The following is an 11,690-nucleotide window of genomic DNA, read 5'->3' as shown; positions in this document are numbered from 1 at the left end:
ACCCGGCGACGCCGTACCAGGCCGGGGTCGACCTGGCCGCGCAGCTGGGCGCCGACCTGATCACCTTCCGCGGCAACCGGCACACCGCCGCCCTGGTGGCGGGCGACCGCTGCCTCGACGAGGCCGTCATCGACTACCTGGTCGACCTCGCCGCGCCCGGCGCCGGTCTCACCTGCTGAACCGGATCGGCGCGCAGCCAAAAGCCGTGAGGGCCACCCTGAGGGAATCAGATTCCCTCAGGGTGGCCCTCACGGCAGTTCCCCGGCCGGGACCGGAGCATGGCTGGCGAGTGCGGGACCGGAACTCAGTCGGACGTCTCGGCGAATCGCGCGGTCACGGCTTCCCGGCCGCGTTTGCTCAGTTCGCCGAAGAGGCGCAGCCGGGCGAGGCCGCCGTCCGGGTAGATGTCCAGGCGGATCTCGGTTACCTCGGGGCCGTCGTCCGCCAGGGCGAAGCGGTGGCGGGTGTCGGGCTGCAACCTGGTGCGCGGCAACAACTCCACCCACTCGCCCTCGTCCACGCGGCCGCTCACCGAAGCCCAGCCGGGCGCGTTTCCCTTGAGGTTGCTGGTGTCCAGCTCCACGAACCGGATCAAGCCCGCGCCCGCCAGCCGCACCGTCGCCCAGTCGTTGCCGTCGTCTCGGCGGCGGGCGGTTTCCCAGCCTTCCGCCTGGTGCGCGGCGAGGCCCGGCGAGAGCATGTTGTTCGGCGACGAATAAAACATGTCGCTGCATCCGGTGACAACCGCGCCGTTTTCCAAAGCTGCCAGGTCCAGCGAGCGCGGGTCGAGCAGCGAGGGGTCCGGCACCGGCGAACCGTGTACTCGCAGTCGTGCGACGCCGCCGTCAGGGTGCTGGGTGAGGCGTACGTGGGTGTAGCGACGCGGGGACGTCACCTTGTAGTAGTTCTCCGAGTCGCCGACCGCCGGTTCGTGGTCGACCAGGACGTCCCAGTCCGCGTCCTGCAGCTCAGCCGCACTCGGGTAGCCGGGGACCGAAGTCGCCGCCACGGACACGAAGGGCGGGTAGTTGCCCTTGAAGAACGCCGTGTCCACCACCACTCCGGACACCACGCCGCCGAGGCCGAGGCGGACCAGGGCGTGGTCGTCGCCGGGTTCGCGGTGCCGCCGGGTCTCCCAGCCGTCGTACACCTGGCCTTTCGGTCCGAACGTTTCAGCGCGGTGCGCCGGCCGCCACGGGTTGACCAGGTTTTCCTTTTCGGCGAACAGTTCATCGCTCGCCCACATCACGGTGCCCCCGAACAGGCGCGAGGCCAGATCGGGCTGGGTAGTCCACTCCGGACGGTCGGACACGTGCTCCTCCATCTCTTCAGCAATTGCCCCGGGTCAGCAAAGTCCCCCTCGGCTCGTCGCCGGTCACCGGCTCGCCGCGCAGCCAGGTGCCGCGCACGACACCCGCGAGCGGACGCTGGTCGTACGCGCTCACCGGGTTGCGGTGCGCGAGCTTCGCGACGTCCACGACGAAGGCTTCATCCGGCGCGAAGACGCAGAAATCGGCGTCCCCGCCCACTTCCAGCTTGCCCTTGCGCGTCATCCCCACCTGCGCGGCCGGCCGCTCGGCCATCCACCGCACCACGTCGACGAGACCGAAGCCGCGCTGGCGGGCCTGCGTCCAGATCGCGGGCAGACCGAGCTGCAGGCTGGAAATACCACCCCAGGCGAGACCGAAATCGCCGGTGTCAAAGCGTTTCAGCTCCGGCGTGCACGGCGAATGGTCGCTGACGATCGTATCGATCGTGCCGTCGGCCAAACCCTGCCACAGCAATTCCCGGTTCGCCGCCTCGCGGATCGGCGGGCAGCACTTGAATTGCGTTGCCCCGTCCCGGATTTCCTCCGCGACGAACGACAGGTAGTGCGGGCAAGTTTCCACCGACAGCGCGACACCCTCACGGCGCGCGCTGGCGATCAGCGGCAAAGCGTCCGAAGAGGACAGATGCAGGACGTGCGCGCGAGCGCCGGTGCGCCGAGCCGCTTCGATCACGTGCGTGATGGCCAGGTTTTCCGCGCCGCGCGGGCGGGAACCGAGGAAGTCGTGGTACTTCTCGCCGTGCGGATCGGGGGCCGCGTCGATCGCTTCGGAATCCTCCGCGTGCACAATCATCTGCGCGTCGAACGACTTCAGCTCGCGCAGCGCGGATTCCAAGCCAGCAGCGTCCAGCGGAGGGAACTCGTCGACGCCGGAGTGCAGCAGGAAGCATTTGAAGCCGAAGACGCCCTCGTCGTGCAGCCCGCGAAGATCGCCTTCGTTGCCGGGAATCGCGCCGCCCCAGAACCCGACGTCCACGTGCACCCGGCCGCTCGCCGCCTTGCGCTTGACCTCCAGCGCGGCCACGTCGACCGTCGGCGGCAGGCTGTTGAGCGGCATGTCCACGATCGTCGTGACGCCACCGGCCGCGGCCGCGCGCGTCGCGGTCTCGAAGCCCTCCCACTCGGCCCGGCCGGGGTCGTTGACGTGTACGTGGGTGTCTACGAGACCGGGCAGCAGCACCTCGTCTTCGCCCAGGTCAACGACCCGCGCGCCGGCCATCTCGACGACGCCGGGTTCGACCGCGACGATCCGGCCGTCCTGAACACCGATCGTCGCCGGCCCGAGACCGGCGGGGGTCACCGCACGCGCGGCCCGCACCACGAGGTCCATCGACGGCATCCTCCAGTTCCACGTTACGGAAATAGTCTTTCGCTCACCGAGATTAGACACGTCCTTCCCGGCTCGTCAACGCCGTCCCTCCCACGTTACGGTCACCAGGTGGAGTTGGAAGCCGAGTTCACCAGCGAGCCGTTCCGCGGCGAGGGCGCACCGCCGGAGCACGCCGTCCGCGCTCGCGACGCCGCCGACGCGGCCGGGCTCGACACCGACTTCGGCCCGCTCGGGACCCTGGCCCGCGGGAGCGCCGACGAACTGTTCGCCGCCCTGCCGTCGATCGCCCGCGCCGCCCTCGAAGGCGGGGCCACCCGGGTGACGCTGCAACTGCGCCGGACCGACGATTCCGACACCGTTCCGGCGGTCGAACTCAACAGCGCGCTGTCGCGATTGATCGCCGACGTGGAACGCGAACTCGGCTCGAAACTCCGCGATCTCGACCGCCCGGAAAAGCAGCGCGCGGTGCGCCTGCTGCGCGAGCGAGGGGCCTTCAACCTGCGGAAATCGGTTTCGGCGGTCGCGGAAGAACTGGGCGTCACGCGGTTCACGGTCTACAACTACCTCAACCGGGAAGCCGACTGAAAGAGCCGCGGGCAACGATTCAACAAAGTGTTGACGCACGCTCGGCCCGGCCGTACGGTCAGCGGAACACCACCTCCCCGGAGGAGATTCCGTTGCCGCTCGCACTCGCCGAGTTCAACTCCGCATCCGCTGCCGAACTCCGGCCGACGCTCACTGCCTGCCTGGCTGTGCCGCGCTGGGTCGACACGGTGCTCGAAGGCCGCCCGTACGCCGACTTCGCCGCGCTGAGCAAGAGCGCGGACAGCGCGACTCCGTTGCGGCGCAACGAGATCCGCGACGCGATCGCCGCGCACCCGAGGATCGGGGAACGCCCGACCAGCAAGGGCAGTGACGCCGACTGGTCCCGTTCGGAGCAGTCCGGAGTGGACAATGCGGACGAATTCGCCGCCGCCAACGCCGAATACGAAGAACGGTTCGGGCACGTTTTCCTGGTGTGCGCGAGCGGCCGCAGCGGCGAGGAACTGCTCGCGAACCTGCGCTCCCGGCTCGGCAACGACCCGGACACCGAACTCGACGTCGCCGGCGCGGAGCTGGCCAAGATCGCGCAACTGCGCCTGGCGAAAGCGGTAACAGCATGAGCCTCGTGACTACCCACGTCCTCGACACCGCGACCGGCAAGCCCGCCGCCGGGATCGCCGTGCGCTTCGAGCGCCAGGACGGCTCGCTGATCGCCGAAGGCGCGACCGACGACGACGGCCGCATCCGCGACCTCGGCCCGGACACGCTCGACCCCGGGGTGTACCGGCTGATCTTCGACACCGGGAGCTACCTCGGCCCGGAGGCGTTCTTCCCCGACGTCACGATCGCTTTCCGGATCGTCGACGGCACGTCGCACCACCACGTGCCGGTGCTGCTGAGCCCGTTCGCCTATTCCACCTATCGCGGGAGCTGACATGGGAATCTCGTTGGGCCCCAACCAGTACGGCAAGGCCGAGGTGCGCCTCGTCACCGTCCGGCGCACCGGCGGCGTGCACCACCTGCGCGACCTCACGGTGTCCTCGGCATTGCGCGGCGACCTGTCGGCCACGCACCTGACCGGCGACAACTCCGCCGTGCTGGCCACCGACACGCAGAAGAACACGATGTACGCCTTCGCCAAGCAGCAGGACGTCGGCGAGATCGAGGACTTCGCCCTCCGGCTCGGCAGGCGGTTCGTGGACACGCAGGAAAAGATCACCGGCGCGCGGATCTCCGTCGAAGAGCAGGAGTGGGACCGCATCACGGTGGACGGCGCGCCGCACGACCACTCGTTCAGCAGCTCCGGCGGCGAACGCCGCACCACCACCGTCACCGTGCACGCCGACCGCGCCTGGGTCGTGTCCGGAGTGGACGGTCTGGTGGTGCTCAAGTCCACCGGGTCCGAATTCCACGGTTACCCGAAGGACGAGTACACCACGCTCGCCGAAACCGACGACCGCATTCTCGCCACCGCCGTCACCGCGCGCTGGCGTTACGAGGGATTCACCGGGATCGACTGGGCCAAGAGCCATCGGGAGATCCGGCAGACGCTCCTGGAGACGTTCGCCACCAAGCACAGTCTTTCGCTGCAGCAGACCCTGTACGCGATGGGCGAAGCCGTGCTGCGGGCACGGCCGGAAGTAGCCGAGATCCGGTTCTCTCTGCCCAACAAGCATCACTTCCTCGTCGATCTAAGCCCCTTCGGCCTCGAGAACCACAACGAGGTGTTCTACGCCGCCGACCGCCCGTACGGCCTCATCGAAGGCACGGTGGTCCGCGACGAAGCCGAAGAGCCCGGCCCGGCCTGGACCGACGCCGTGCTCTAGCCCCGAGTCCCCTCCGGGAGAGCGCATGTCAGTGACACAGGAACGACCTTCTCGGCACCCCGTGGACGTGCGGCCTCCGCTGCCGCAACTGATCCTCGGAGGAATCCAGCACGTAGCGGCCATGTACGCCGGAGTGGTGGCCCCACCGCTCGTCATCGGCGCGGCCGTCGGCCTCTCCCCCGGCCAGCTCACGCTGTTGATCAGCGCGGCGCTGTTCACCGCGGGGCTGGCCACCCTGTTGCAGACCCTCGGCTTCTGGCGTTTCGGCGCGAGACTGCCGCTGGTCAACGGCGTCACTTTCGCCGCCGTAGCGCCAATTCTGTCCATCGCGGCACAGCATCGCGACGGCAACGCGTTGGGCGTCGTGTACGGCGCCACGCTCGTCGGCGGCGTGTTCATCGTGCTCGCCGCACCGTTTTTCTCCAAGCTGACGCGGTTTTTCCCGCCGGTGGTGACGGGGACGGTCATCACGCTCATCGGGATTTCCCTGCTGCCGGTCGCCGTGCAGTGGATCGCCGCCCAGCACAAATCGGCCAAGCCCAGCGGGCTCGTGCTGGCCGGGATCACGCTGGTCGCGGTGCTGCTCTTCACCCGGTTCCTGACCGGGTTCTGGAGCCGGATCGCGCTGCTGCTCGGCCTGGTCGCGGGCACCGCCGTGGCGTGGCCGCTCGGCCAAGTCGACACGTCGACGCTCCGGCAGGCCCCGGTGTTCGGCATCGTGACGCCGTTCCACTTCGGCACTCCGTCGTTCGACATCGCGGCGATCGTCTCGATGCTCATCGTGATGCTGGTGATCATGGCGGAAAGCACCGCCGACCTGCTGGCACTCGGCGAGATCGTGGACCGGCCGACCACCAGCCGCGTACTGGCCGACGGCCTGCGCGCGGACGGGCTTTCCACCGCCGTCGGCACGATCTTCGGCGGGTTCGCCTGCACGGCGTTCGCGCAGAACATCGGGCTCGTGTCGCTCACCCGCATGGTGAGCCGGTACGTGGTCGCGGCCAGCGGCGTGGTGCTCGTGCTGCTGGGTGTGTTCCCGATGACCGGCGGGATCGTCGCGCTGGTGCCGCAGCCGGTGCTCGGCGGGGCCGGGCTGGTGCTGTTCGGGAGCGTCGCGGTGAGCGGCATCCGGACGCTCGCGAAGGCGTCGTTCGAGCATCCGATCAACGTGGCGATCGTCGCCGCGTCGCTCGGCGTCGGGCTGATCCCGATCGTCATGCCGGACTTCTACTCCGGGTTCCCGGCGGCACTGCAGGTCGTGCTCAACTCCGGGATCAGCGCGGGCTGCGTGACCGCGGTGGTGCTCAACCTGGTGCTCCGGCCGCGCTTGATAGAACGCTCTACTGTCAAGGAGCTATCCTCGGTGGCGTGACTGGCACCAAGGACCGCATCCTCGCCGCCGGGGCGGAGTTGTTCCGGCAAGGCGGGTACGCAGGCACCGGCATGAAGCAGATTGTCGAGAAGGCCGGCGCGCCCTTCGGGTCGGTGTACCACTTCTTCCCCGGCGGCAAGGAACAGCTGGGCGAAGAAGTGGTACGCACCTCGGGGATGCAGTACGCGCAACTGTTCGAAGTCTTCATCGCCCCGGCGCCGGACCTGATCACCGGCCTCGAAACGTTCTTCGCGGGCGCGGTCACCACACTGCTTGACACCGATTACGTCGAGGGCTGCCCGATCGCGACCGTCGCGCTCGAAGTGGCGACCACGAACGAACCCCTGCGCAAGGCCACCGCGGACGTGTTCGAGGCGTGGACCAAAGCGGGCACCAAGGGCTTCTCCGCTTTCGGCCTTCCAGAGGAGCACGCCCGCACGCTCACGCTCGCCTTGGTGACCAGCCTGGAGGGCGCGTTCGTGTTGTGCCGCTCCATGCGGACGACTGAACCGATGGCGGTCGCGGGCGCGGCGGTGGTCGACGTAGCGCGACGGCTGCTGACCGAACTGGGTGACGACGGGAAACGCCGCATCGGGGACGGCTAAGCTGGAACCAACATCCGGGTCCGCGGGAGGTGGCCGGTGTTCGGTCTCAGCATCGACCACATCGTGATTCTGCTGCTCGCCGGGTTGTTCATCCTCGGCCCGGAACGGCTGCCCGAGGCCGCGCGCTGGGTCGCGCAGACCGTGAAACGGGCCCGCGGGTTCGCCGCGGGCACCAAGGCCCAGCTGGAATCGGAGCTCGGCCCGGAGTACCAGGAACTGCGGAAACCGTTGCAGGAACTGCAGTCCCTGCGGATCGGCAATCCCCGGGCGGCCGTGACGAGGTATTTGCTCGACGACACTCCCCCGGTCGCCAGCCCGGCGCCCCCGCCCGCTCCGGTGGCGGTTCCGTTGCGGGCGAACGAGCGGCCGCCGGTCGATCCCGACGCCACCTGATCATTCCGCCGCGCGCCACGCCCATCCGGCCAGCACGAGCAGTTCGACCAGTTCCAGCACCGCCATCACGCGTTCCACGAGCCCGGTCGCGACGGTCGGCAGATGCTGCCCGAACGCGACATTAGCCGCGAACGGAATGAGAAACGGCAGAAAGAACGGCACCGCGGTCAACGCCAGAATGCGCGACCAGCGCGCGTAACGTCGCCATTGCGGAGAATTCCGATGCGCCCAGCCGAGCAGCCAGCCGGCTAACGGCAAACTCACACAACTGATCCCGGTCGCGCCCAGATGCACTTTGCCGACCCACGACACCGCATTTCCTTGCGGGTCCTTCGTGAACAGCGCCACCGCCGCGAGCCCGGCGCACCAGGCGACCATCGCTACGACCGTCAGCGGCCCGTACAGGATCCTCCGGCGGCGCAGGACCAGCGCCACCACCACCGAACCGGCCGACGTCAGCAGCATCGCCGCCGCCCACATCCACCAGCCGGGAGTCCAGGCGTAGTCGCTGAGCATCGCGCTGACCGGGTCGATCGGCCCCCAGTAGCGGTCGACGTGCAGCACCACGAGGAACGCGGCCGCGGCGAGCACCGCGGCCACCGCCGCGCCGAGCGCGCGTTTCGTTCCTTTCGCCGACGGGGCTGGCGCCGGCGCCTGGATCGGCACCGGGGTCAGTTCTGTCGCCACTACTGGTTCTCCGCTCGCCCGTCCGATTTTCCGAAGCATATCCTGGCCGCGAACTCGTCGCTTTCGGACAGTCTGGCCGAATTGCCGCGCATTCTCAGCGTCCTGCCAGAAAACGTGACTACCCTCGCGGCCGTTCACTGCTTGCTAAAGACGGGAAATTCATGCCTGCCGCGCGCGGTACGGAATTGCGGCTGCTCCTGCTCGCGGTGGCGATCGTCTGGTTCGCTTTCCTCCTCGTGGACGCGAACGCCTTGGGGCAGATCACCTTCTCGATCGTCGGCTACGGCGCGTCGTTCACCGCGGTCGCCGCGGTGGCGCACCTCGCGGTCCGGCGCTGGGCCCCGTACGCGGACCCGCTGATCCTGCCGTGCACCGTGCTGCTGAACGGGCTTGGCCTGGTGGTGATCCACCGGATCGACCTCGGCCTCGCCGAACAGGCGGTGCAGCGCGGCAAGGCGTACTCGGCCGTCGCCGGGCAGCAGGTGCTGTGGACGGTCGTGGCGCTGGTGTTGTTCCTGGCCGTGCTCGGGTTCGTGCGCGATCACCGGGTGCTGACCCGGTACGGCTATCTCGCCGGGCTGGCCGGGATCGTCGCGGTCCTGCTGCCCGCGCTGCTGCCGGCGTCGCTGTCGGAAGCGGGCGGCGCGAAGGTGTGGATCAGGATCGGCCCGCTGTCGCTCCAGCCGGGCGAATTCGCGAAGCTGCTGCTGATCGTCTTCGCCGCGACCACCCTGGTGGCGAAACGGGAGTTGTTCCGCGTGGCCGGACGGAAGGTGCTCGGCGTCGAACTGCCGCGGGCGCGCGACCTCGGGCCGATCATCCTCGCCGCGCTCGGCTGTGTGGCGGTGCTGGCGTTCGAGAAGGAACTCGGCGCCTCGCTGCTGTTCTTCGGGATCGTGCTGGTGATGATCTACCTCGCGACCGAGCGGGTGATCTGGGTGTACGCCGGGCTGACGGTGTTCGCCGGCGGGTGCGTGCTGGCGTACTTCCTGTTCAACCACGTGCGGCAGCGGGTCGCGAACTGGATGGACCCGCTCGCGACCTACGACCAGGCCGGCGGCGGGTACCAGGTCGCGCAAGGGCTGTTCGGCCTCGGCACCGGTGGCATGGGCGGAACCGGCCTCGGCGCGGGCAGGCCGGACATCGTGCCCGAAGCGAACACCGACTTCATCACCGCCAGCATCGGCGAGGAGCTCGGCTTCCTCGGGTTGGCCGCGGTGCTGATGCTGTACCTGCTGATCGCCCTGCGCGGAATGCGGCACGCGCTGGCCGTCCGCGACAGCTTCGGCAAACTCCTCGGCGGCGGACTCGCGTTCACCGTGGTGATGCAGATCTTCGTGGTCGTGGGCGGGGTGACGAAGCTGATCCCGGAAACGGGCATCACCGCGCCGTTCCTGTCGAAGGGCGGCTCGTCGCTGCTCGCGAACTACATCCTGGTCGCTTTGCTGCTGCGGATCTCGGACGCGGCGCGCAAGCCGAGCGCGACCGATCCGGTGCAGGCGGTGCGGGCACCGTTGGCGGAAGCGGGAACAGTGCTGGTCAGACGGCCGCAGTGAGCTAGATGACGGGACAGGGACGGCTTGGGGACGCCGCACGACAGCGTGTCTCCCGTCCGGTCATCGACTGCGAAAGGACTGACATGTCATCGAGGGGAATGCTGCGGCTCGCCGGAGCCGGCGCGGCCGCGGCAATGCTGACTGCCGCCTTGTCCGGAACCGCCTCCGCGGGGGAACAATCCGTCACCGCCATCGCGAACTTCTACATCCAGCGAGCGGGAACCAGCGTCTGCCTGGACAGCAACACCAAGGGGGATGTCTACACGCTCAAGTGCAACGAGGGGCGGAACCAGGTGTGGACCAACTACGCCCCGGGCAAGTTCCGGAACCTGGAGACCAACGCCTGCCTCGCCGCGAGCAGAACGGCCGTGTTCACCACGACCTGCTCGTCCAACACCACTGACTGGACGACGTCGTCCACGACGAACAAGTACTTCAAGAACGTGCAGACCGGGCTCTGCCTGAACAACAGCGGGGGCAGCCCCGAAGCCGTCGGGGTGCGGATCTGCCACGCGCCGACCGCGCTGTGGACCGTGGAACGAGCCTGATGCTGGAACCGGTGGGCCGTTCTCGCGGACGGCCCACCGCGCCGGTTACCGGTTTTCGCGCAGCCGAGCGCTCGCCTTCGCCAGCTCGCCAGCGATCGACGACTCACCCACCGACTCTTCAGCGACCCCGCAACCGAGCGCTCGCCTTCACCAGCTCGCCAGCGATCGACGATTCGTCGGCCGTCTTGAGCCGTCCCTTCTCCACCACCGTTTTCCCGCCCACGAACAGTTTCCGCAGCGGCGGCGGCGCGGCCAGCACCAGCGCCGCGACCGGGTCGTCGATACCGGCGTAGTTCAGCCCGCTCAGGTCCCACACCGCCAGATCCGCGAGCTTCCCGACGTCCACCGAGCCCATCTCGCCCTCCCGGCCGAGGCAGCGCGCGCCGCCCATTGTGCCTAGCCACAACGCTTCCCGCGTGGTCAACCCGGTCGGCCCGCCGCGTTGCCGGGCTTGCAGCAACGCCTGGTGCAGCTCCTCCGCCAAGCCGCCGGATTCGCTGGAAGCCGCGCCGTCGACGCCCAAACCGACCGGAGCGCCCGCGTCGAGCAAGTCCCGCACCGGAGCGATTCCGCTGCCCAGGCGGCCATTCGACGTCGGGCAATGCGCGGAACCCGTAGCAGTCGCGCCGAAACGGCGGATCGCGTCCGGCGCGAGGTGGACGGTGTGCGCGAGCCAGACGTCCGACGCCAGCCAGCCCAGTTTGTCCGCGTATTCCGCGGGCGTGAGGCCGGTTTCGGCGAGGCATTGCTTTTCCTCGTCCTGGGTTTCGGCCAGGTGCGTGTGCAGCCGGATGCCTTTGCGGCGCGCCAGTTCGGCCGACTCGGTCATCAATCGCTCGGTGACGGTGAACGGCGAGCACGGGCCTGCCGCGATCTGCAGGTGCGCGCCCGGCGAGGCGTCGTGGTAGCGGTCGATCGCGGCTTCCGTGCCGAGCAGGGCGTTCTCGGCGGTCTCGACCAGGCTGTCCGGCGGCAGCCCGCCGTCCGATTCGCCGCGGTCCATCGAGCCGCGGACCAGGTGCAGCCGCAGGCCGATCCGCTCCCGCGCGGCGACGAGCGCGGCCACCTGATCGCCGCCGTCGGACGGGAAGACGTAGTGGTGGTCGGCGACTGTCGTGCAGCCGGTCAGGGCGAGCCGCGCCATTCCGGCGGAGCCCGCGGCGTGCGTGATCTCCGCGTCCAGCTTGGCCCACACCGGGTACAGCGCGACCAGCCACTCGAACAGCGTGTGGTCGGCGGCGAGGCCCCGGGTGGCCCATTGGTACAGATGGTGGTGCGTGTTCACGAGGCCCGGCGTGACGAGGCAACCAGCGGCATCGACGCGTTCGTCCGCCTCGCCGGTGAAGGCTCCGTCGCCGACGGCGGCGATGCGGTCGTCCTCGAGCACGACGTGCCCGTTGCGGTACTCGGGACCGCTGACCGTCGCGATCGCGGCGTTCTCGACGACTGTCCGCATGCGCTCTCCTCAAGATCTCGTGAGTGGCAATCCCGGTTAGAACCGGG

At 69.0% G+C, this 11,690-nt stretch carries 14 protein-coding genes; 10 read left to right on the top strand and 4 right to left on the bottom strand.

The window, feature by feature from the left end:
• A partial coding sequence (locus ACWDNU_RS43400) for an alpha/beta hydrolase (protein WP_449673145.1) occupies nucleotides 1-179 on the top strand: 179 nt, incomplete at its 5' end.
• 125 nt (nucleotides 180-304) lie between these two features.
• On the opposite strand, the gene alc is transcribed toward ACWDNU_RS43400, so the two are convergent.
• Entirely contained in the window at nucleotides 305-1,324 is a 1,020-nt protein-coding gene (alc, locus tag ACWDNU_RS43395; protein WP_354737226.1) for an allantoicase, read from the bottom strand.
• A gap of 4 nt (nucleotides 1,325-1,328) precedes the next feature.
• Nucleotides 1,329-2,657, bottom strand: coding sequence for an allantoinase AllB (gene allB / locus ACWDNU_RS43390; protein WP_449673144.1), 1,329 nt, complete (start codon nucleotides 2,655-2,657; stop codon nucleotides 1,329-1,331).
• A 108-nt stretch (nucleotides 2,658-2,765) separates the two neighbouring features.
• On the opposite strand from allB, the gene ACWDNU_RS43385 reads away from it, so the two are divergent.
• From ACWDNU_RS43385 to tatB, 7 genes are all read left to right on the top strand, one after another.
• The gene (locus tag ACWDNU_RS43385; protein ID WP_449673143.1) at nucleotides 2,766-3,242 is read left to right on the top strand and encodes a helix-turn-helix domain-containing protein; all 477 of its coding nucleotides are present in this window, start codon (nucleotides 2,766-2,768) and stop codon (nucleotides 3,240-3,242) included.
• Between the two features lie 92 nt (nucleotides 3,243-3,334).
• Nucleotides 3,335-3,820, top strand: coding sequence for a 2-oxo-4-hydroxy-4-carboxy-5-ureidoimidazoline decarboxylase (uraD, locus tag ACWDNU_RS43380; protein ID WP_370939480.1), 486 nt, complete (start codon nucleotides 3,335-3,337; stop codon nucleotides 3,818-3,820).
• On the top strand, nucleotides 3,817-4,134 hold the full coding sequence (gene uraH / locus ACWDNU_RS43375) for a hydroxyisourate hydrolase (protein ID WP_370939481.1): 318 nt from the start codon (nucleotides 3,817-3,819) through the stop codon (nucleotides 4,132-4,134). The genes uraD and uraH overlap by 4 nt, the downstream gene beginning before the upstream one ends.
• A gap of 1 nt (nucleotide 4,135) precedes the next feature.
• On the top strand, nucleotides 4,136-5,026 hold the full coding sequence (gene pucL / locus ACWDNU_RS43370) for a factor-independent urate hydroxylase (protein WP_449673142.1): 891 nt from the start codon (nucleotides 4,136-4,138) through the stop codon (nucleotides 5,024-5,026).
• Nucleotides 5,027-5,051: 25 nt separating this feature from the next.
• The gene (locus ACWDNU_RS43365) at nucleotides 5,052-6,398 is read left to right on the top strand and encodes a nucleobase:cation symporter-2 family protein (protein ID WP_449673141.1); all 1,347 of its coding nucleotides are present in this window, start codon (nucleotides 5,052-5,054) and stop codon (nucleotides 6,396-6,398) included.
• Nucleotides 6,395-7,003: a TetR/AcrR family transcriptional regulator gene (locus ACWDNU_RS43360; RefSeq protein ID WP_370939484.1), complete on the top strand. Its 609-nt coding sequence runs from the start codon at nucleotides 6,395-6,397 to the stop codon at nucleotides 7,001-7,003. The genes ACWDNU_RS43365 and ACWDNU_RS43360 overlap by 4 nt, the downstream gene beginning before the upstream one ends.
• A 36-nt stretch (nucleotides 7,004-7,039) precedes the next feature.
• Nucleotides 7,040-7,396: a Sec-independent protein translocase protein TatB gene (tatB, locus tag ACWDNU_RS43355; RefSeq protein WP_449673140.1), complete on the top strand. Its 357-nt coding sequence runs from the start codon at nucleotides 7,040-7,042 to the stop codon at nucleotides 7,394-7,396.
• Here the strand turns inward: tatB and ACWDNU_RS43350 are convergent, their stop codons facing one another.
• Complete coding sequence (locus ACWDNU_RS43350) at nucleotides 7,397-8,083, bottom strand: DUF998 domain-containing protein (protein WP_449673139.1); 687 nt, start codon at nucleotides 8,081-8,083, stop codon at nucleotides 7,397-7,399.
• Between the two features lie 161 nt (nucleotides 8,084-8,244).
• Here ACWDNU_RS43350 and ACWDNU_RS43345 point away from each other — a divergent pair, with 161 nt between their 5' ends.
• Both ACWDNU_RS43345 and ACWDNU_RS43340 read left to right on the top strand, forming a co-directional pair.
• Nucleotides 8,245-9,639, top strand: coding sequence for an FtsW/RodA/SpoVE family cell cycle protein (locus tag ACWDNU_RS43345; protein ID WP_449673138.1), 1,395 nt, complete (start codon nucleotides 8,245-8,247; stop codon nucleotides 9,637-9,639).
• 83 nt (nucleotides 9,640-9,722) lie between these two features.
• Nucleotides 9,723-10,187, top strand: coding sequence for an RICIN domain-containing protein (locus tag ACWDNU_RS43340; protein WP_449673137.1), 465 nt, complete (start codon nucleotides 9,723-9,725; stop codon nucleotides 10,185-10,187).
• 118 nt (nucleotides 10,188-10,305) lie between these two features.
• Here the strand turns inward: ACWDNU_RS43340 and ACWDNU_RS43335 are convergent, their stop codons facing one another.
• Nucleotides 10,306-11,643, bottom strand: coding sequence for an 8-oxoguanine deaminase (locus ACWDNU_RS43335; protein ID WP_449673136.1), 1,338 nt, complete (start codon nucleotides 11,641-11,643; stop codon nucleotides 10,306-10,308).
• Between the last annotated feature and the right edge of the window lie 47 nt (nucleotides 11,644-11,690).

It is taken from the genome of Amycolatopsis sp. NPDC003676, assembly GCF_053587275.1.
The sequence above is the reverse complement of the archived record's forward strand: the minus strand, read 5'-3'. Positions and strand labels throughout refer to the sequence as shown.

Bases quoted from the DNA above. Each gene is read 5' to 3' on its own strand.
- alc (WP_354737226.1), bottom strand. From the start codon at position 1,324: ATGGAGGAGCACGTGTCCGACCGTCCGGAGTGGACTACCCAGCCCGAT.
- ACWDNU_RS43365 (WP_449673141.1), top strand. From the start codon at position 5,052: ATGTCAGTGACACAGGAACGACCTTCTCGGCACCCCGTGGACGTGCGG.
- ACWDNU_RS43335 (WP_449673136.1), bottom strand. From the start codon at position 11,643: ATGCGGACAGTCGTCGAGAACGCCGCGATCGCGACGGTCAGCGGTCCC.
- uraH (WP_370939481.1), top strand. From the start codon at position 3,817: ATGAGCCTCGTGACTACCCACGTCCTCGACACCGCGACCGGCAAGCCC.
- allB (WP_449673144.1), bottom strand. From the start codon at position 2,657: ATGGACCTCGTGGTGCGGGCCGCGCGTGCGGTGACCCCCGCCGGTCTC.
- pucL (WP_449673142.1), top strand. From the start codon at position 4,136: ATGGGAATCTCGTTGGGCCCCAACCAGTACGGCAAGGCCGAGGTGCGC.
- ACWDNU_RS43345 (WP_449673138.1), top strand. From the start codon at position 8,245: ATGCCTGCCGCGCGCGGTACGGAATTGCGGCTGCTCCTGCTCGCGGTG.
- ACWDNU_RS43340 (WP_449673137.1), top strand. From the start codon at position 9,723: ATGTCATCGAGGGGAATGCTGCGGCTCGCCGGAGCCGGCGCGGCCGCG.